The organism is Cupriavidus sp. FW305-26, assembly GCF_058787975.1.
This window is the reverse complement of the sequence record NZ_JBYTAH010000085.1, coordinates 1-18,247: the sequence shown is the minus strand read 5'-3', so window position 1 is coordinate 18,247 and position 18,247 is coordinate 1. Positions and strand designations below refer to the sequence as shown.

At 67.6% G+C, this 18,247-nt stretch carries 18 protein-coding genes and 1 pseudogene; 10 read left to right on the top strand and 9 right to left on the bottom strand.

Annotated features, from left to right (window positions below; translation table 11 throughout):
• Positions 1 to 7: 7 nt before the first annotated feature.
• On the top strand, positions 8 to 289 hold the full coding sequence (locus tag AC3WQZ_RS31130) for a hypothetical protein (RefSeq protein WP_010814354.1): 282 nt from the start codon (positions 8 to 10) through the stop codon (positions 287 to 289).
• A 54-nt stretch (positions 290 to 343) separates the two neighbouring features.
• On the opposite strand, the gene AC3WQZ_RS31125 is transcribed toward AC3WQZ_RS31130, so the two are convergent.
• The 4 genes from AC3WQZ_RS31125 to glpK all read right to left on the bottom strand — a co-directional run bounded on the left by AC3WQZ_RS31125 (position 344) and on the right by glpK (position 4,447).
• Complete coding sequence (locus tag AC3WQZ_RS31125) at positions 344 to 721, bottom strand: hypothetical protein (RefSeq protein ID WP_492301870.1); 378 nt, start codon at positions 719 to 721, stop codon at positions 344 to 346.
• A 69-nt stretch (positions 722 to 790) separates the two neighbouring features.
• A complete protein-coding gene (locus tag AC3WQZ_RS31120; RefSeq protein ID WP_492301869.1) occupies positions 791 to 1,168 on the bottom strand; it encodes an MliC family protein in 378 nt (125 codons plus the stop codon).
• A gap of 63 nt (positions 1,169 to 1,231) precedes the next feature.
• Positions 1,232 to 2,836, bottom strand: coding sequence for a glycerol-3-phosphate dehydrogenase/oxidase (locus AC3WQZ_RS31115; RefSeq protein WP_010814351.1), 1,605 nt, complete (start codon positions 2,834 to 2,836; stop codon positions 1,232 to 1,234).
• Between the two features lie 39 nt (positions 2,837 to 2,875).
• Positions 2,876 to 4,447 (bottom strand): glycerol kinase GlpK, encoded by a 1,572-nt coding sequence (gene glpK, locus AC3WQZ_RS31110; protein WP_439668054.1) that lies wholly within the window; start codon positions 4,445 to 4,447, stop codon positions 2,876 to 2,878.
• Between the two features lie 56 nt (positions 4,448 to 4,503).
• Here glpK and AC3WQZ_RS31105 point away from each other — a divergent pair, with 56 nt between their 5' ends.
• Positions 4,504 to 5,403 carry an NUDIX hydrolase gene (locus tag AC3WQZ_RS31105; RefSeq protein WP_439668053.1) on the top strand — a complete coding sequence of 300 codons (900 nt, stop codon included), beginning with the start codon at positions 4,504 to 4,506 and terminating at the stop codon, positions 5,401 to 5,403.
• Positions 5,404 to 5,499: 96 nt separating this feature from the next.
• Entirely contained in the window at positions 5,500 to 6,366 is an 867-nt protein-coding gene (purU, locus tag AC3WQZ_RS31100) for a formyltetrahydrofolate deformylase (RefSeq protein WP_010814348.1), read from the top strand.
• Positions 6,367 to 6,502: 136 nt separating this feature from the next.
• Here purU and AC3WQZ_RS31095 read toward each other — a convergent pair whose 3' ends face one another.
• Entirely contained in the window at positions 6,503 to 7,273 is a 771-nt protein-coding gene (locus AC3WQZ_RS31095) for a DeoR/GlpR family DNA-binding transcription regulator (RefSeq protein WP_010814347.1), read from the bottom strand.
• Between the two features lie 158 nt (positions 7,274 to 7,431).
• On the opposite strand from AC3WQZ_RS31095, the gene AC3WQZ_RS31090 reads away from it, so the two are divergent.
• From AC3WQZ_RS31090 to AC3WQZ_RS31065, 6 genes are all read left to right on the top strand, one after another.
• Entirely contained in the window at positions 7,432 to 8,562 is a 1,131-nt protein-coding gene (locus AC3WQZ_RS31090; protein ID WP_492301868.1) for an ABC transporter ATP-binding protein, read from the top strand.
• Position 8,563: 1 nt separating this feature from the next.
• Entirely contained in the window at positions 8,564 to 9,670 is a 1,107-nt protein-coding gene (locus tag AC3WQZ_RS31085) for an ABC transporter ATP-binding protein (protein WP_010814345.1), read from the top strand.
• Positions 9,667 to 10,551, top strand: a complete 885-nt coding sequence (locus AC3WQZ_RS31080) for a carbohydrate ABC transporter permease (protein ID WP_010814344.1) — start codon at positions 9,667 to 9,669, stop codon at positions 10,549 to 10,551. Before AC3WQZ_RS31085 ends, AC3WQZ_RS31080 begins: the two co-directional genes overlap by 4 nt.
• Entirely contained in the window at positions 10,544 to 11,374 is an 831-nt protein-coding gene (locus AC3WQZ_RS31075) for a carbohydrate ABC transporter permease (RefSeq protein ID WP_492301867.1), read from the top strand. Before AC3WQZ_RS31080 ends, AC3WQZ_RS31075 begins: the two co-directional genes overlap by 8 nt.
• Before the next feature lie 42 nt (positions 11,375 to 11,416).
• Positions 11,417 to 11,725: a DUF2160 domain-containing protein gene (locus AC3WQZ_RS31070; protein ID WP_010814342.1), complete on the top strand. Its 309-nt coding sequence runs from the start codon at positions 11,417 to 11,419 to the stop codon at positions 11,723 to 11,725.
• A 120-nt stretch (positions 11,726 to 11,845) separates the two neighbouring features.
• Positions 11,846 to 13,573 carry an ABC transporter substrate-binding protein gene (locus tag AC3WQZ_RS31065; RefSeq protein WP_037025189.1) on the top strand — a complete coding sequence of 576 codons (1,728 nt, stop codon included), beginning with the start codon at positions 11,846 to 11,848 and terminating at the stop codon, positions 13,571 to 13,573.
• Positions 13,574 to 13,685: 112 nt separating this feature from the next.
• On the opposite strand, the gene AC3WQZ_RS31060 is transcribed toward AC3WQZ_RS31065, so the two are convergent.
• The gene (locus AC3WQZ_RS31060; protein WP_492301866.1) at positions 13,686 to 15,686 is read right to left on the bottom strand and encodes a sensor domain-containing diguanylate cyclase; all 2,001 of its coding nucleotides are present in this window, start codon (positions 15,684 to 15,686) and stop codon (positions 13,686 to 13,688) included.
• 321 nt (positions 15,687 to 16,007) lie between these two features.
• Between AC3WQZ_RS31060 and AC3WQZ_RS31055 the strand changes: the two genes are divergently transcribed.
• A complete protein-coding gene (locus AC3WQZ_RS31055; RefSeq protein ID WP_492301865.1) occupies positions 16,008 to 16,613 on the top strand; it encodes a cysteine hydrolase family protein in 606 nt (201 codons plus the stop codon).
• Here AC3WQZ_RS31055 and AC3WQZ_RS31050 read toward each other — a convergent pair.
• The 3 genes and pseudogenes from AC3WQZ_RS31050 to AC3WQZ_RS31040 form a co-directional block, all read right to left on the bottom strand.
• Positions 16,610 to 17,239 (bottom strand): hypothetical protein, encoded by a 630-nt coding sequence (locus AC3WQZ_RS31050; protein WP_010814338.1) that lies wholly within the window; start codon positions 17,237 to 17,239, stop codon positions 16,610 to 16,612. The two genes, AC3WQZ_RS31055 and AC3WQZ_RS31050, sit on opposite strands and share 4 nt — an antisense overlap.
• Before the next feature lie 113 nt (positions 17,240 to 17,352).
• Entirely contained in the window at positions 17,353 to 17,997 is a 645-nt protein-coding gene (locus tag AC3WQZ_RS31045) for a hypothetical protein (protein ID WP_439670777.1), read from the bottom strand.
• Position 17,998: 1 nt separating this feature from the next.
• Positions 17,999 to 18,247, bottom strand: a pseudogene (locus tag AC3WQZ_RS31040) (hypothetical protein); the annotation flags it as partial.

The window sequence follows — 18,247 nt, the reverse complement described above, 5'->3', positions numbered from 1 at the left end:
TAATGCCGTGAAGAAAACGGACCTGGAAAAAAACAAGGGCCTGAAGATCGCCAACAGCCTGAAGCAGGCTTCGGCGGGCCGGGGTATTCCCGGCGGCGCTGCGCGCCCGGACCGGCGCGAACAGCGCCGGCTGGACCAGGAGCAAGGTCTGGTGCCCTTTGCGTGCAAGCTGGACGGCACGCTGGTCAAGCGCCTGCAAGCGCTTGCCGTGGATCACCCGGGTGGCATGACCGGGCTGCTCAATGAGCTGCTGGCGGGCGCGTTGCCGCCGGAGCAGGGCCAGAGCTGAATATGGTGGCCGCGCCCGCGGCCACCTGCCTGACCCCATCAGGTCGCGAGCGGGTCAGTCCTCTTCGTCGTCAAGGAATTCGCGGCGCAGCATCCAGTTGGCGATGGCTTCGTCGCAGATGCGCTTGAATTTCTGCTTGTCCGGCATCCTGTCGAACAGCTGGAAATTGACCAGCGCCATGCCGGCATCGGTGATATAGAACATCCGGCTCGGATCGTCTTCATGGACGATGCGGCCATCGATGGCGTCTTCCTCGCTTTCCGCCGGCATGTCTTCTAGCTCGACCACGCGGCAGGTGAAGCGCGGGCTGCGGGTATGGGTCAGATACTCGAACTCGTCGTGCATGACCTCGCCGCCTTTGCCTGCGATAACGGCGAAGCCCCAGATAAAGCGGGGCATCGGCAGATCGGACAGATCTTCAATCTCGTCCATGGTGTTCTCCCTGATTCAATCCCCGCATTATCGCCCGGAACGCCGCCACCTCAAACGTTGACGTGGCGCTTAGGGCTTTGCCTGGCAGTTGGCCAGCGCCGGCGCGGCGTTTTCGGCCTGCATCAGGTCGCGCAGCGTGCCTTCCTCGCCCTTGGTCCACCATTCGTAGCGGCCGCCGACATAGCGCGCGCCGGAGGCCGACACGGTGCTGACCGCCAGCACGGGCTTGCCATCGATGCGGAACACCGCCGCCTGGTTGTCCGGACTGTTGAAATAGCGCACGGAAAGCGTCTTGCCGCCGTCGCACTGGTAGCGCACGGTGCGCACGTCCGGGAAGCGCAAGCCGTCGATGCCGGGCGCACGGGCGGCGTGTGCCGCGGCGCATGCGCCGAGGGTTGCGAGCAGGGCCACGGCGCGGGCGCAGGACAGGATCGGGCGAGTGGTCATGGCTTTGCCTTGGTCGATGGGTGGATTGTCAGCCAGTTGAGAGGGGCGGCGCCGGCGTCCGGGTCAGCCGAGCATGTAGCCGGCGGCGAGCGTGCGGAAACTCTCGATTTCGCGCGCCTGCCAGGCCTCGTCCTCGCCGAGTTCCTCGGCCAGGATAGCGGCCACGGCCGGCGCGGCGTCCACGGCGGCGCGCGCGTCCAGGAACAGCGCGCGGTTGCGGCGGGCCAGCACGTCCTCGACCCGGCGCGCCAGTTCGTGCCGGGCCGCAAAGCGCACGTGCGCTTCGGTCAGGCCTGACGCCGGTGCCAGCATGCGGTCATATCCGGGCAGCGCGCGCAGCAGGTCCAGCTCATTGCCGTAGTAGCGGTCCGGCGAGCCTGAATCCGGCGGCGGCAGCCCGGCCGGCAGCCCCGCCGCGCCGTGCAGGGGCAGCTCGGCGGTCACGCACGGGGCCGCGCGCACCATCTGGCGCTGGATCGCGGTCTCGATCACGTCTTCAGCCATCTTGCGGTAAGTGGTCCACTTGCCGCCGGTGACGGTGATCAGCCCGGCCTTGGACACCAGGATCGTATGCTCGCGCGACAGCGACGCGGTAGAGGCCTCGCCGGTGGCCCGCACCAGCGGCCGCAGGCCGGCCCAGACACTGGTGACGTCGGCGCGGGTCGGGTCCCTGGCGAGGTAGCGCGACGCGGTTTCCAGGATGAAGTCGACGTCGTCGGCGCCGGCGTCTGGTTCCAGCGGCAGGTCGCGGCGCGGGGTGTCGGTGGTGCCGACGATGGTGTGGCCGTTCCAGGGCACCACGAACAGCACCCGGCCGTCGTCGGTCTTGGGGATCAGGATGGCGCGCTCGCCCGGCAGGAAGCTGCGCGGCAGCGTCAGGTGCACGCCCTGGCTGGGCGCGACCATGGCGCGCGCGTGGCCGTCTTCCATCTGCCGGATCGCATCGACCCACACGCCGGTGGCGTTGATCACGCAGTCGGCGCGCAGGTGGAAGGTGGCGTCGCCCAGCACATCCTGCACGGTCACGCCGCTGATCACGCCGCCTTGCTGGCTCAGGCCCGTCACGCGCATGTAGTTGAGCGCGGTGCCGCCCACGTCGAACAGCGTGCGCATCAGCGCCACCGCCAGCCGCGCATCGTCGAACTGGCCGTCGAAATACAGGTTGCCGCCGCGCAGCGGACGCCCGCCGACGTGCTCGGCCAGGTTGGGCGCCGCGGCTAGCACCTCGCGGTGGTTCAGCCAGCGGCTGCCGGCCAGGTTGAGGTCGCCGGCCAGCATGTCGTAGACCTTGAGGCCGATGCCATAGAAGGGCTGGTCGAACAGCTGGTAGGCCGGCACCACGAAGCCCAGCGGCCACACCAGGTGCGGCGCGTTGCGCGCCAGCAGGCCGCGCTCGTGCAGGGCCTCGCGCACCAGGCTGATATTGCCCTGGGCCAGGTAGCGCACGCCGCCATGCACCAGCTTGGTGGCCTTGCTGGAGGTGCCCTTGGCAAAATCCGCGGCTTCGACCAGCAGCGTGCGGTAGCCGCGCGAGGCGGCGTCGACTGCGGTGCCCAGGCCGGTGGCGCCGCCGCCGATGACGATCACATCCCAGCGCGGCTCGCGCTCCAGGGTGGCGAGCAGGGCGGCGCGGTCGGGGGGCTGGATCGGGGTGGAGACTCTCTGCATGACGCTTTTCTTGGGGGTGTGTTCGGGGTGGGCCGGCGCTCAGGCGTGGCTGCCGCTGGCTTCGTCCTCGCGCGCCCAGTCGCGCGCGCGGTCGACTGCGCGATGCCAGCGCGCCAGCCGGTGGCCGCGCGCGTCAGCCGACAGGTTCGGCTCAAAGCGCCGCTCCACCTGCCATTGCTGCGCGATCTCCGCCGGATCGCTCCAGTAACCGGTGGCCAGTCCCGCCAGGTAGGCGGCGCCCAGCGCGGTGGTTTCGGTCACGCGCGGGCGGACCACCGGGGTGCCGAGCAGGTCGGCCTGCATCTGCATCAGCAGGTCGCTGCGCGAGGCGCCACCGTCCACGCGCAGTTCGGCCAGCGAGATGCCGGCATCCTTCTGCATGGCTTCCAGCACGTCGACGCTCTGCAGCGCGACCGATTCCAGCGCCGCGCGCGCGATCTGCGGCCGGCCGGTGCCGCGCGTCATGCCAACCAGCGTGCCGCGTGCAAACGGGTCCCAGTGCGGCGCGCCCAGGCCGGCAAAGGCGGGCACCAGCACCACGCCGCCGGTGTCGTCGCACTGGCGCGCCAGCGGCTCGACCTCGGGAGCGCTATTGATGATCTTGAGGCCGTCGCGCAGCCACTGGATGGTGGCGCCGCCCATGAACACGCCGCCTTCCAGGCAATATTGCGTCTGGCCGCGGATCTGCCAGCCGATCGTGGTCAGCAGCCGGTTGTGCGACGTGACCGGCTGCGAGCCGGTATTCATCAGCAGGAAGCAGCCGGTGCCGTAGGTGTTCTTGGCCATGCCCGGCGACAGGCAGGCCTGGCCGAAGGTGGCGGCCTGCTGGTCGCCGGCGATGCCGGCAATGGGGATCTGCATGCCGAACAGCCGCGCCGAGGTGCGCGCCACCTCGCCGCTGGACGCCACCACCTCGGGCAGCAGCGCGTGCGGGATGTCCAGCAGCGCCAGCAGCGCATCGTCCCACTCGAAGTTGTGGATATTGAACAGCATGGTGCGCGAGGCATTTGACACATCGGTGACATGGCGCGCGCCGTCGGTCAACTGCCAGATCAGCCAGCTGTCGACGGTGCCGAAGGCCAGCTCGCCGCGCTGGGCGCGTTCGCGCGCGCCTTCGATGTTGTCGAGCATCCAGCGCAGCTTGGTGCCGGAGAAGTAGGCATCGATGATCAGGCCGGTCTTGTCGCGGAACAGCTCGCCGTGGCCGGCGGCCTGCAGCGCCTCGCACATGGGCGCGGTGCGGCGGTCCTGCCAGACCAGCGCGCGCCCGACCGGCTCGCCGGTCTTGCGGTCCCACAGCACAGTGGTCTCGCGCTGGTTGGTGATGCCGATGGCGCGCACCTGCGCGGCCGAGATGCCGGCATCGGACAGCACCGCGTGCGCCACCGCCAGCTGCGATTGCCAGATCTCGTAGGGGTCGTGCTCGACATGGCCGGGATGTGGGTAATATTGGCGGAACTCGCGCTGCGCGAGCCGCACCACATTGCCGGCATGGTCGAACAGGATGGCCCGCGAGCTGCTGGTGCCCTGGTCGAGCGCCAGCACATATTGCGGCTCGGTGGGAAGCTGGGACGATGCAGGGCGCTGGGCCTGCGCGGCTGGCTGGTTCATGCGTTCAATCCTGACAATGACAAATCACGCCGGCCCGGCCGGCGCATGGATTCCTGATGGCTGAAACGTCTTCCTTGCCGCCCGCGGACGCCGCGGGCAACTTCGCCGCCGATCCCGCCGCGCAGATCGCCGCCTCGCTGGCGGCGCGCAGCGGCTTCGACGCCGCCGCCAAGCTGCGCCTGATGGCGGCAGGCCAGCAGGTTGGCTGGCTGCCGCGTGCCCATGCGGCAATCTTGCGCGGCATGGGCGCCATCCTCGGCCCGGACGAGCGCCTGGCCGATGGCACCACGGCGGCAGAACTGCTGCCCGGGCGCAATGACTTCGACGCGCGCAGCGCCGCGCTGCAGGCGCTGGCCCGCCAGCTGGCCGATGTCGGCCATGTGCGCGGCTGGCGTGACGAACTGTTCGCGGTCACCCCTGCGCAGGACGCGCCCGCACTTGCCGTGGTGGAGCGCGCGGCGGCGCGCTTTCTCGGGCTGCTGACCTTTGCCTCGCACATGAACGGCATTGTGGATGGCGATGTCGACGGCGGTCCCGCCCTGTGGATCTCGCGGCGCAGCCCGGCCAAGTCGGTCGACCCCGGCATGTGGGACAACCTGGTCGCCGGCGGCATGCCGCACGGCAGCGATCCGCTGGCGACGCTGGTGCGCGAATGCGAGGAAGAATCCGGCATCCCGCCCGCGCTGGCGCAGGGCGCGCAGGCCCACGGCATGATCGAGGTGCTGCGCGACCTGCCCGAAGGCGTACAGTGGGAGCAGGTCTACGTCTACGACCTGCTGCTGCCGCCCGGCTTCACGCCGCGCAACCAGGATGGCGAGGTCAGCGAGCACCGGCGCGTCGATGTGGCCGCATTGCTTGCTATCATGTCGGCCGGCGCCATGACGGTTGATGCGACACTGGTGACGCTGGATGCCCTTGGGCGGCGCGGCTGGCTCGGTCCTGACCATCGCGCCTGAGCCGTCGCCGCGGGTTCCGCCTGTGCCGGTCTTGCCGACCGCGCTGACCTGATTTTTCCGGCCTTGCGCCGCGCCACTCCGACAGAACAACACACCATGAGCAACACCGGATTCATCCTGACCCTCTCGTGCCCCGACCAGCCGGGCATTGTCCATGCCGTCTCGGGCCTGCTGTTCCAGCACGGCTGCAATATCGTCGATTCCGACCAGTACGGTGACGAGTACGCCGGCCGCTTCTTCATGCGCGTGCATTTCACGCCGGCCGCCGGCGGCCCGGACCTGGACACGCTGAAGGCCGCGTTCGCGCCGGTGGGCGACCAGTTCGGCATGCAGTGGGAGCTGAACGACGCCGCGGTCAAGCCGCGCGTGATGATCATGGTGTCCAAGATCGGCCACTGCCTGAACGACCTGCTGTTCCGCGCCAAGGTGGGCGGCCTGCCGGTCGAGATCGCGGCCATCGTCTCGAACCACCGCGACTTCTACCAGCTGGCGGCATCGTATGACGTGCCGTTCTTCCACCTGCCGCTGATGAACGCCTCGGCCGAGCAGAAGGCAGCGCAGGAAGCGCGCGTGTTCGACGTGGTGCAGGAGCAGAAGATCGACCTGGTGGTGCTGGCGCGCTACATGCAGGTGCTGTCCGATGACCTGTGCCGCAAGCTGGCCGGCCGCGCGATCAATATCCACCACTCGTTCCTGCCCAGCTTCAAGGGCGCCAAGCCGTACTACCAGGCGCATGAGCGCGGCGTGAAGCTGATCGGCGCGACCGCGCACTATGTCACCGCCGACCTGGACGAAGGCCCGATCATCGAGCAGGAGATCGAGCGCGTGGACCACAGCATGGACCCGGAGCAACTGACCGCCGTCGGCCGCGACGTGGAATGCGTGGCACTGGCGCGCGCGGTCAAGTGGCATGCCGAACACCGTATCCTGCTGAACGGCCACAAGACCGTGGTGTTCAAGTAATTCTCTGCCCGACCCTCGGTGTTCTCCCCTCTCCCGCTTGCGGGAGAGGGGCCGGGGGAGAGGGCTGGCCTGTCGCAAGAGCGAGGCGCCGGGCATCACCGCCAGCAAGGCAGCCTCAAGCCGGTCCCCGGCGCGCTCACTCCCGCTCCGCCACCACACACTTCACCCCACTGTCGGCCACGATCTGGTCGAACGGCGCTGCCAGCGGCTCGTCGGTAAAGAGCCGGTCGACCTGCGACACATGCGCCAGCTCCACCATCGCCTGGCGATTGAACTTGCTGGCATCCGCCGCCAGCCACACCTCGCGTGAATGCTCGATGATGGTCCGCGCCACCTTGACCTCGCGGAAATCGTAGTCGCGCAGCGTGCCGTCGGTCTCGATGCCCGAGATGCCGATCAGCCCGATATCCACCTTGAACTGGCGGATGAACTCCACCGTGGCCTCGCCCACGATGCCGCGGTCGCGTGAGCGCAGCACGCCGCCGGCGACGATGACCTCGCAATCGGGGTTGTCGGCAAGGATATTGGCCACGTTCAGGTTGTTGGTGATCACGCGCAGCCCGCGGTGGTGCATCAGTTCGCGCGCTATCTCTTCCACCGTGGTGCCGATGTTCAGGATCAGCGAGCAGCCTTCGGGCACCGCAGCGGCCACCGCGCGCGCGATGCGCGCCTTGCCCTCGGCGTTGAGCACCTGCCGCTGCCGGTAGGCGATGTTCTCGGTGGTGGAGCCCTCCACCCGCACCCCGCCATGGAAGCGCGCCAGCATGCCGTTCCCGGCCAGCAGGTTGACATCGCGGCGCACCGTCTGGAGCGTGACGCCGAATTTGCGCGCAAGTTCGTCGATGGAGGCAAAGCCCTGGGTGCGGACTTCTTCGAGCAGGGCCGTCTGGCGGGGATTCAGGGTCATGCCGGGATTCTAGTTCAAACAGAAACGAAAACAAATGATGCAGTGCACTATTGTTTTGCGTTCGTTTTGTTGCTAAAACGAACGTCAAGCCAAGACTTTTGTGCCTGCATCGCGCGCCAAAGCTGTGCTGCGGGAAGCATATCGAACATGGAGACCGGATGCAGCTACGTTTGGAAGGCGTCGCACAGCAGGCAGGTTCGCAGGCGTATCTCTTTCCGATGACGCTCGCGCCGGTTCCGGGCGCGGTGACCATCCTGCTGGGCGCGACGCAGGCGGGCAAGACCTCGCTGATGCGGCTGATGGCCGGGCTGGACCGGCCCAGCGCCGGCCGCGTGCTGGTCGACGGCCAAGACGTGACCGGCATGCCGGTGCGCGAGCGCAATGTATCGATGGTCTACCAGCAGTTCATCAACTACCCGTCGCTCAAGGTCTTCGACAACATCGCCTCGCCGCTGCGGCTGCTGCGCAAGGCGCCGGCCGCAGAGATTGCCGCGCGCGTGCGCGAGCTGGCCGGGCGGCTGCATATCGACCACCTGCTGGACCGCTATCCGTCCGAGCTCTCCGGCGGGCAGCAGCAGCGCGTGGCACTGGCGCGTGCGCTGGCCAAGGAGGCGCCGCTGATGCTGCTGGACGAGCCGCTGGTCAACCTTGACTACAAGCTGCGCGAAGAACTGCGTGAGGAACTGGCGCAGCTGTTCGCGCATGGCGACGCCACCGTGGTCTATGCCACCACCGAGCCCGGCGAAGCGCTGCTGCTGGGCGGCCATACCGCGGTGCTGGACGCCGGCGAACTGCTGCAGTACGGCACCACGCCCCAGGTCTTCCACTACCCCGATTCGCTGCGCGTGGCGCGCGCTTTCAACGATCCGCCGATGAACCTGGTCGAGGGCCGGCTGCAGGGCGGCCGGGTCACGCTGGCCGGCGACATCTCAGTGCCGGTGCCCGGCGCGGGCGGGCACGACGGCCCGGTCACGGTGGGGGTACGCGCGTCGGCATTGCGCCTGGCCGGTGAGCCGGGTGCGGTGGCGGTGCCGGGGCGCGTGGCGCTGGCCGAGCTGTCCGGCTCGGACACCTTCGTCCACGCCGATACCCCGGTGGGCAACCTGGTGGCGCAGTTCGCCGGCGTGCTCGACCTGGCGCTGGGCGAGCCCGTGTCACTGCACCTGCTGCCCGAGCAGATCTATCTGTTCGACGCCGACGGGCGCCGCATCCATGCGCCGCGCCGGCCGGGCGGGCTGGCGGCGGACGTGCCCGGCGGCGCGGCCGCGGCTGCCGGGGCAGGGGCCTGAGATGGCGCGCATCGACCTGGACCTGGCGCACTCCTATGTGCCAAATCCGCGTACCGACGAGGACTACGCGCTGCTGCCGCTGCAATTCACGTTCGAAGACGGCGGCGCCTATGCGCTGCTGGGCCCGTCCGGCTGCGGCAAGACCACGCTGCTGAACTGCATTTCCGGGCTGCTGCGGCCCTCGCACGGCACCATCGCCTTCGATGGCCGCGACGTGACCGCCGCCACGCCGCAGGCGCGCAATATCGCCCAGGTGTTCCAGTTCCCGGTGATCTACGACACCATGACCGTCGGCGAGAACCTGGCCTTCCCGCTGCGCAACCGCGGCGTGCCGGAAGCCCAGGTGCGCGAGCGGGTAGGGCGCGTGGCCGAGATGCTGGACCTGTCGGCCACGCTCGATCGCCGCGCCAGCGGCCTGGCCGCGGACGCCAAGCAGAAGATCTCGCTGGGGCGCGGGCTGGTGCGCCAGGACGTGTCGGCCATCCTCTTCGACGAGCCGCTGACGGTGATCGACCCGCAGCTCAAATGGCAGCTGCGGCGCAAGCTCAAGGAAATCCACCACGAATTCCGCCTGACGCTGATCTACGTGACGCACGACCAGACCGAGGCGCTGACCTTTGCCGACCAGGTGGTGGTGATGTCGCGCGGCAAGGCGGTGCAGGTGGGGCCGGCGGATGCGCTGTTCGAGCGTCCCGCGCATACCTTCGTCGGGCATTTCATCGGCTCGCCGGGCATGAATTTCCTGACCGGGCAGTGGCGCGACGGCGCGATCGAGCTGGCGGGTCGCCGCTACATGCCGGAGTTGTCGCCGTCAGTTGAAGCGGCGCTGCGCGAGGCCGGCAGCTTCCGCATCGGCGTGCGGCCCGAGTACCTGCGCCTGGCGCCGGAGAGCGACGCGCAGGCGGTGCCGGTGCGGGTCGAGCGCGCGCAGGACATCGGCACTTACTGGCTGCTGACCGGCGGAGTGCAGGAGGCGGGCGCACTGGCCGGTACGCTGCGCGCGCGGCTGGGTATCGAGGCGGCCGATCTGCGCCTGGGCGACACGGCCTGGCTGTCGGTGTTCAACCGCCATACCTGCTACTACGTCAACGAGGAACTGGTGCCATGAAGCCCGTCAACCAGAAGGCCTGGCTGCTGGTGTTGCCGGTGGTGGTGTGCGTGGCGTTCTCCGCGATCCTGCCGCTGATGACCATCGTCAACTACTCGGTGCAGGACATCATCTCGCCCGAGCGGCGCGTCTTTGTCGGCACCGAATGGTTCCGCACCGTGTTGCGCGATGGCGAGCTGCACGACGCGCTGCTGCGCCAGCTGGGCTTCTCGCTGGCGGTGCTGCTGGTGGAGATCCCGCTCGGCATCCTGCTGGCGCTGTCGATGCCGGCCAGGGGCTGGAAGGCATCGACGGTGCTGGTGATCATCGCGCTGTCGCTGCTGATCCCGTGGAACGTGGTCGGCACCATCTGGCAGATCTTCGGGCGCACCGATATCGGCCTGCTCGGTGCCGCTCTCGAGGCGTTGGGGTTCGACTACAACTACACCGGCAGCGCTTTCGATGCCTGGGTCACGGTGCTGGTGATGGACGTCTGGCACTGGACGCCGCTGGTGGCGCTGCTGTGCTACGCCGGACTGCGCGCCATCCCCGACGCCTACTACCAGGCCGCGCAGATCGACGGCGCCTCGCGCCTGGCGGTGTTCCGCTATATCCAGCTGCCCAAGCTGCGCGGCGTGCTGATGATCGCGGTGCTGCTGCGCTTCATGGACAGCTTCATGATCTATACCGAGCCGTTCGTGCTGACCGGCGGCGGCCCCGGCAACGCCACCACCTTCCTGTCGCAGTACCTGACGCAGAAGGCCGTGGGCCAGTTCGACCTGGGCCCGGCGGCAGCGTTTTCCATCGTCTATTTCCTGATCATCCTGCTCATGTGCTTCATCCTCTATAACTGGATGCAGCGCGCGGGCACCGCCGGCAGCGAGGACATGCCCCATGGCTGAGATGCGCCCCCCCGCCAACCGCGCCACCTGGTGGCGCGCCGGCTTCCTGCTGGTCTACCTGCTGTTCGCCATCGTGCCGATCTACTGGATGGTGAACATGTCGTTCAAGACCAACGAGGAGATCGTCTCCACGCTGTCGCTGTGGCCCGCGGAATTCACGCTGCAGCATTACAAGACCATCTTCACCGACCCGTCCTGGTATTCGGGCTACGTCAACTCGATGATCTACGTGGCGATGAACACGGTGATCTCGATCAGCGTCGCGTTGCCGGCCGCCTATGCCTTTTCGCGCTACCAGTTCATCGGCGACAAGCATGTGTTCTTCTGGCTGCTGACCAACCGCATGACGCCGCCCGCGGTGTTCCTGCTGCCGTTCTTCCAGCTCTACAGCACCATCGGGCTGATGGATACCCACCTGGGCGTGGCGCTGGCGCACCTGGTCTTCAACGTGCCGCTGGCGGTGTGGATCCTGGAGGGCTTCATGTCGGGCGTGCCGCGCGAGATCGACGAGACCGCGTATGTCGACGGCTACTCGTTCCCGCGCTTCTTCCTGACCATCTTCCTGCCGCTGATCAAGGCCGGCGTGGGCGTGGCGGCGTTCTTCTGCTTCATGTTCAGCTGGGTCGAGCTGCTGCTGGCGCGCACGCTGACCTCGGTCAATGCCAAGCCCATCGTCGCCACCATGACGCGCACGGTGTCGGCATCGGGCATGGACTGGGGCGTGCTGGCCGCGGCCGGCGTGCTGACCATCGTGCCCGGCGGCATCGTGATCTGGTTCGTGCGGCATTACATCGCGAAGGGCTTCGCGATGGGTCGCGTGTAAGCGCGCGGCGCAACCCTGATCACAACACAAGGAGACGGCGCAATGCTGAGCTGGATGGTCTGGACGATACCGGTGGCGGTGTTCTTCGGCTGCATCGTAGTCATGCTGATCACCATGACTATCTGGGAAATACGCGCGCCGTCGGTGCTGCGCAAGGGCTTCCTGCCGATCGCGACCACGCGTGGCGACCGCTTGTTTATCGGGCTGATGTGCGCCGCCTGGGTCAACCTGGCGTGGGTGGGACTGGGCGAGAAAGTCACCGCTTGGCTGTCGCTGCCCGAAGAGCCGTCGGTCTGGATCAGCTTCGGGGTATCGATGCTGGTGCTGGCGCTGATCATGCGCAAGGGCTAGCCGTTTATTCGCAGGCATCAGGGTTGGATGGAAGGTTTGCGGCTTATCCCTGCCCCGGGGCCGCCACCACGACCACAGCCGGGGAGGGGAAATCTTGAGGAGACACTGATGAAAGTGCACGTGAAGTTGGGGATGTCAGCCCTTGCCTGCGCGGCTGCGCTGGCTTGTGGGTCCGCCTCGGCGGGCGAGGCTGAGGCCAAGAAGTGGATCGACAATGAATTCCAGCCCTCGTCGCTGGCCAAGGACAAGCAGCAGGCCGAAATGAAGTGGTTCATCGACGCCGCCGCCAAGCTCAAGGCCAGGGGGGTCACGCAGATCAGCGTCGTGTCCGAAACCATTACCACGCACGAGTACGAGTCCAAGACGCTGGCCAAGGCGTTCGAGGAGATTACCGGCATCAAGGTCAAGCACGACCTGATCCAGGAAGGCGATGTGGTCGAGAAGCTGCAGACCTCAATGCAGTCCGGCAAGTCGATCTACGACGGCTGGATCTCTGACTCGGACCTGATCGGCACGCACTACCGCTACGGCTCGATCTTGCCGCTGACCGACTATATGAACGGCGCCGGCAAGGAGTGGACCAACCCCGGGCTGGATGTGAAGGACTTTATCGGCACCAAGTTCACCACCGCGCCGGACGGCAAGCTGTACCAGCTGCCCGACCAGCAGTTTGCCAACCTGTACTGGTTCCGCGCCGACTGGTTCGCGCGCAAGGACCTGCAGGACAAGTTCAAGGCCAAGTACGGCTACGACCTGGGTGTGCCGACCAACTGGTCAGCCTATGAGGACATCGCCAACTTCTTCACCAACGACGTGAAGGAGCTCGACGGCAAGAAGGTCTACGGGCACATGGACTACGGCAAGAAGGATCCGTCGCTGGGCTGGCGCTTCACCGACGCCTGGCTGTCGATGGCCGGCACCGCCGACAAGGGCCTTCCCAACGGCATGCCGGTGGACGAGTGGGGCATCCGCGTGGCCGAGGACAAGTGCACGCCGGTCGGCGCCTCGGTGTCGCGCGGCGGTGCCACCAACAGCCCGGCGGCGGTCTATGCGCTGACCAAGTACATCGACTGGATGAAGAAGTACGCGCCGCCGCAGGCGATGGGCATGACCTTCTCCGAGGCCGGCCCGGTCCCCGCGCAAGGCCAGGTGGCGCAGCAGATCTTCTGGTACACCGCCTTCACCGCGGACATGACCAAGAAGGGCCTGCCGGTGGTCAACGCCGACGGCTCGCCCAAGTGGCGCATGGCGCCGTCGCCGTACGGCCCGTACTGGAAGCAGGGCATGCAGAACGGCTACCAGGACGTGGGCTCCTGGACCTTCTTCAAGAACACCGATCCCAACAAGCTGGCGGGCGCCTGGCTGTATGCGCAGTTCGTGACATCCAAGACGGTCTCGCTGAAGAAGTCGCTGACCGGGCTGACCTTTATCCGCGACAGCGACATCCACCACGACTACCTGACCAGGAACGCGGCCAAGTACGGTGGGCTGATCGAGTTCTACCGCAGCCCCGCGCGCGTGGCGTGGACGCCGACCGGCACCAACGTCCCCGACTATCCGAAGCTGGCCCAGCTGTGGTGGAAGAACGTGGCCACCGCGGTGACCGGCGAGAAGACGCCGCAAGCCGCCATGGACACGCTGGCCGAAGAGATGGACCAGGTCATGGCGCGGCTGCAACGCGCCGGCATGAGCAACTGCGCGCCCAGGCTCAACCCGAAGGGAGACCCGGGCAAGTGGCTGTCGAACGACCATGCGCCGTGGCAGAAGCTGGCCAACGAAAAGCCGAAGGGCGAGACCATTCCTTACGACAAGCTGCTGCAGGCGTGGAAGGAAGGGAAGGTGCGCTGAGGCGTTTGAGGCTGCCGGCAATGAATGAATGCCGCTGGTTTGCTCCCCTCTCCCGCTTGCGGGAGAGGGGGCACTCAACAGGTCATTCGGCCCTGACTTCGGCGCTCGCTCTCTACGTGGCCAAGTCCGATGTTTCCGAGTGGGGCTCGTCCGCCACTGACTGCACCGCATAACGCGCCTTCCCATGCCGCTTGGCCTCATACAGCGCTATGTCGGCGTGCATGAACAGCTCGCTCGCGGTCATGGCATGGCGCGCGTCATGGATGGCCGAGCCGACGCTGGCCGAGGCCGCCAGCGTGTGGCCATCGATCACGAAGGGCATGCGCGCGGCCTGCACTATGGTGTTGGCGATGGATGCCATGGCCTGGCGGTCGGCAACGCCGTCCAGGATCACCGCAAACTCATCGCCGCCGATGCGCGCGACCGCGTCGCCCTTGCGCACGCAGGCGCGCAGCCGCTGCGCAAAGGCGACCAGCAACTCGTCGCCCACCGGATGGCCAAAGCTGTCGTTGACGCCCTTGAAGTCGTCCAGGTCCACCAGCAGCAGCGCCAGCGAGCGCCCGTCGGCGCTGGCGCGGGCCATGCATTCGGCCAGGCGCCGGTCGAAACCCTTGCGGTTGAGCAGGCCGGTGAGGTAGTCGGAGATGGTCTGCGCTTCCAGGCTGCGCAGTTTTTCGCGCTCATGGGTGACATTGCGCCCGAACATGTGCAGGCCGATGACGGTATCCTGCACATCGTTCCAGGCCGGCTGGCAGGTGATCTCCATGCATTCGGTGCCATCAGCGCTTTCACGGGTGAACGTCACCGCGCGCCCGGCGCAGGCCTGCTCCAGGTACGGCTGGCAGGCCAGGTATTCCTGCGTGCCCCACAGTTCGCGCAGCGACAGCCCCACGATCTGCTGCGCCGGCACGCCATAGCGCTGCGCATAGGCCTGGTTGACGAAGACGTAGCGCTGCTGCATGTCGATGAACGAGACAAAGTCCGGCACATGGTTGGCGATCGCCTCGATGCGCTTCTCGCTTTCGGCGGCGCGGTCCTTGGCCGCTTTCAGCGCGGCTTCGCGCTCCGACAGCTGCGCCACCACCTCGGCGAAGGTCGCGGCCAGTTCGCCGATCTCGTCGGCGCGGCCGACGGGCAGGTCCGCCACCGCGGCCGGGTTGGTGCCGATCTGGCGCACGGCGCGGTGCAGCCGCTGCAGCGGTTCAAGCAGGCGGCGCATGACCAGCCACATCATCGCGGCGGCAAGCAGCATGGTGATGGCGCCGATGACCAGGGTCCGTTGGCGCACCGCGAGCAGCGGCGCGTAGGCTTCGGCTGCCGGCAGGACCGCCACCAACTCCCAGCCGTTGGATGCCAGCAGATGGCGCGCCACGATCGGCTGCGTCGGCGTCAGGACTTCCAGGAAGGCGGGGGCGTGATCGGCGCCGCAGGCTTCGCCGATCGCGCGTGCGGGGCTCAGCACGCGGGCAGCGTCCGGGTGCATTGCATAGCGGGGATTGGTGCCGGCGGAAACCAGGCAGAAGCTGCCGGTAGTGCCCACGCGGCTGTGCGCAAGCTCGCGCAGGAAGTTGCTGTCCGAGAGGTTCAGGACGCCCCCGACCACGCCGCGCAGCTCGCCACCCGGCCCGTGCAGCGGCACTGCCAGCACTACGCCGGGGGCATTGGTCTGCTTGCCCTGGATCAGGTCCGACACCGCGAACGCCTGGCCCTGCTGGATATCGCGGAAATAGTCGCGGTCGTCCACGCGCAGGCGCACGCCATCCGGCACGGCGGTGCTGAACACCAGGTGTCCGTCGGGCGCGGCCAGGAAGACGGCGTTGAAAGTCTCGGGCATTTCCACCATGCCCTCCACGGCCCGGCGCAGTTCGGCCGGCTTTACCGAAAGCATGGGGGAGAGCTGGCTTGCCACGCGCCGCAGGACGGTGGCGCGGCCCTGCAGCTTTTCATCGAGCTGCTCGGCCACCATCTTGACCAGCGTGTCCTGCTGCGTCTGCTGCAAGTTCTTCAGGCCGTCGTAGGCGTAGTACTGCGCGTAGAGCGCGCGCAGCACGATGATCAGCGTCACCACACCCGCCGTGGCGAACGCCATCCGGTACTTCAAAGAGTGCTGCATGATTGACTTATTTCTTGTGCGCACTGACCCGTATCCTCGTCCCGGCGCATTGTGTTGCCGACCCGAGATCCTGTCCGGGACGTGAAATCAAGATTAGCAGATGTCAAGGTGAAATTCGCAACTGTTTGCAACAGCGCGCCAGGGTGCCAGCGCAACGTGCCGGCCGCGCTACAGGGAAGGGCCTGGCCGGTGGCGAGATCGCCACGCGCACTCATGCACCGATTCCGCCTTGGCAGTAGCATGCGGGATGGCCCGCGATGTGGCGGGCCCGTCTCGCGGTTCCTGATTGCCGTTCCTGATTCCTTTCCAGCCCAAACGCCAATGACTACACCGACTACGCTGCTCGACCTGGCCGGCGCCAGCCGCACCCCTTCCGCCTGGGATGCCGCCGTCCTGATCCTGATCGACCATCAACGCGAATACGTCGACGGCCGCCTGCCGCTGGCCGGCATGCCCGCGGCCGTGGCTGCCTGCGCGCAACTGCTGGCGCTGGCGCGCCGCCACGGCACGCCGGTAATCCATGTCGCGCACCACGGCCGGCCGGGCAGCATGGCGTTCGATCCGACCGGGCCGTATGCCGCCTTCATTGAAGGGGTGGGGCCGCAGGCCGGTGAGATTACCGTCACCAAGGGCTTGCCCAACAGCTTCGCCGGCACCACCCTGGCCGACGAACTGGCCAGGCTCGGCCGCAAGGAGCTGATCGTGGCCGGCTTCCAGACGCATATGTGCGTAAGCGCCACGGTGCGCTCCGCGCTCGACCACGGCTATCGCAGCACCGTCGTGGCCGCGGCCTGCGCCACGCGCGACCTGCCTGACCCGCTGGGCGGGCCCGCCGTGCCTGCGGCCGATCTCCACCGCAGCACGCTGGCCGCGTTGAACGACCGCTTCGCCACGGTCGTCGCGGACGCAGGGGCCTGGCACGGCTAACCAGCGACAGGCCAGGTGCGCACGCGCAGCACGGTATGGTCGCGCGGGCGCAGCGTCAATTCCAGTGCGGTCGGCACGCCCCGCCTCGTGATCGGCGCGACAAAGCGTGCCATTTCCGCTGCTGCAGCGAGGCGCGTGCCGCAGCGCATCGCCAGCCGCAGGATATGCAGCGGCACGAACCGCTCCGGCTCCTGCATGTCCGCCAGCGCGGCCAGCGTGAAATGCAGTGGCTGCCGAGCCAGTGCGATGAAGCGCCCGCGCAGCCGCGCCAGCGTCGCCGCGGGCGCCGCCAGTCCTTCGCCCTCGGCGCCGCTGCGCGTCATGCCGCGCACACGCGGCTGCCACAGCGTGCCGGCAACCAGCAGCGGTGCGCGCCCCGCGCCAGCTTCATCCACGCATGCATCCAGCGCCACGACACGGCCCGTCAGGTCATAGGTGGAAGCCACCGAGGCAAAGCTGCGGTGGTAGCCGATGATGCAATCCATGTCTTCGTCATAGACCGGCAGCGCATCACGCGGCACGCGCGCCTGGCGCATCTCGAACCAGCCGGCACTGACCGGGTTGCGGCCGGTCCAGGGCAGGGCGAGTTCTGTCTCGGTCGCGGTGGGGAGGCAGGGGGACGGCAAGTCGTGCTCCGGTGCAGGTCGGAGCAGTCAAGGTAGCCGGCGAGTGAGTGGGCGGATATGAGATAAGCCTTGTCGCCGGCAACGGAAAGGTTGCGTCGCGACGTGGCTGGGGCCTAGAAGCTCACGCCCAGCGAAAGGATCGCGACCTGGTCCGTCGAGCCCGGGTTGAACCAGTAGAAGCCCGCCGTGAACCTGCGCACCGTGACCTGGAAAAAGCCGCCTCGCTGGAGTTCGCGGCCTCCCCCGTAGATCCGGGTACGTTGCGCGACCAGGCCCAGCCTCAGCCATTCGACCGGGCGGAAGCCAAGTTCGCTCCAGGCGTAGAGATAGCCCGGCTCTTCGCCGCGCGCATCCAGGTATTCGGCTTCGATGTAGTAGTCGAACTTGCTCACTGCGACGCTGGCCTCGATTCCGCCGATCAGGCCGTGGGTGGAGCCTCCCACGAAGCCAACGATGGGGGTCGCCTTGAACTGGATGGTTTCGCCGCCCGAGAAGGTCCAGCCGATGAAGGCTGACTGCGAGTGGACTGCCTCGTAGTTGCTTCTTGCCTCGAGGTGAAGCTGCTTCCTTTCGGCGATGAAGATGCCGGAGAGGTAGTCGCCGCTCTGGCGCGGCATGTTCCAGTAGCCTGTTGCCGAGAAGGTCCAGGGCGGGCCGGCCGCCTGCCCGGCGGCATCCGGCGCGGGCTGGGGCGGCTCCTGTGCCTGGACCGTGCCCGCGCCAAGGGCGGCGGCAAGCAGCAGGATCGCGCCTCGCATCTCAGCCGCCCAGCGCGATAATGGCGATGGTCATGACCACGCCCAGCGCAGTCATGGCTGCGCCAGTGACCCAGCCGCCAAAGCCGGCATAGTGGCCCAGCGCCCACCCGGCGGCGAACAGCATGGCCAGGGTCAGCCCGCGCGAGATCAGTAGCGCCAGTTTGACATCGTCCAGCAGTACGAACGGCAGTGCGACCGGAAACGTGGCCAGTACAACGATAAAGAAGATGTGCACGGCACCGATCAGGTC

What these genes read in the sequence shown, in the direction of transcription:
- AC3WQZ_RS31115 (WP_010814351.1), bottom strand. Translation starts at nt 2,836, where the DNA reads ATGCAGAGAGTCTCCACCCCGATCCAGCCCCCCGACCGCGCCGCCCTG.
- AC3WQZ_RS31080 (WP_010814344.1), top strand. Translation starts at nt 9,667, where the DNA reads ATGAAGCCCGTCAACCAGAAGGCCTGGCTGCTGGTGTTGCCGGTGGTG.
- AC3WQZ_RS31055 (WP_492301865.1), top strand. Translation starts at nt 16,008, where the DNA reads ATGACTACACCGACTACGCTGCTCGACCTGGCCGGCGCCAGCCGCACC.
- AC3WQZ_RS31105 (WP_439668053.1), top strand. Translation starts at nt 4,504, where the DNA reads ATGGCTGAAACGTCTTCCTTGCCGCCCGCGGACGCCGCGGGCAACTTC.
- AC3WQZ_RS31090 (WP_492301868.1), top strand. Translation starts at nt 7,432, where the DNA reads ATGCAGCTACGTTTGGAAGGCGTCGCACAGCAGGCAGGTTCGCAGGCG.
- glpK (WP_439668054.1), bottom strand. Translation starts at nt 4,447, where the DNA reads ATGAACCAGCCAGCCGCGCAGGCCCAGCGCCCTGCATCGTCCCAGCTT.
- AC3WQZ_RS31120 (WP_492301869.1), bottom strand. Translation starts at nt 1,168, where the DNA reads ATGACCACTCGCCCGATCCTGTCCTGCGCCCGCGCCGTGGCCCTGCTC.
- AC3WQZ_RS31060 (WP_492301866.1), bottom strand. Translation starts at nt 15,686, where the DNA reads ATGCAGCACTCTTTGAAGTACCGGATGGCGTTCGCCACGGCGGGTGTG.
- AC3WQZ_RS31070 (WP_010814342.1), top strand. Translation starts at nt 11,417, where the DNA reads ATGCTGAGCTGGATGGTCTGGACGATACCGGTGGCGGTGTTCTTCGGC.
- AC3WQZ_RS31095 (WP_010814347.1), bottom strand. Translation starts at nt 7,273, where the DNA reads ATGACCCTGAATCCCCGCCAGACGGCCCTGCTCGAAGAAGTCCGCACC.
- AC3WQZ_RS31045 (WP_439670777.1), bottom strand. Translation starts at nt 17,997, where the DNA reads ATGCGAGGCGCGATCCTGCTGCTTGCCGCCGCCCTTGGCGCGGGCACG.
- purU (WP_010814348.1), top strand. Translation starts at nt 5,500, where the DNA reads ATGAGCAACACCGGATTCATCCTGACCCTCTCGTGCCCCGACCAGCCG.
- AC3WQZ_RS31125 (WP_492301870.1), bottom strand. Translation starts at nt 721, where the DNA reads ATGGACGAGATTGAAGATCTGTCCGATCTGCCGATGCCCCGCTTTATC.
- AC3WQZ_RS31075 (WP_492301867.1), top strand. Translation starts at nt 10,544, where the DNA reads ATGGCTGAGATGCGCCCCCCCGCCAACCGCGCCACCTGGTGGCGCGCC.
- AC3WQZ_RS31085 (WP_010814345.1), top strand. Translation starts at nt 8,564, where the DNA reads ATGGCGCGCATCGACCTGGACCTGGCGCACTCCTATGTGCCAAATCCG.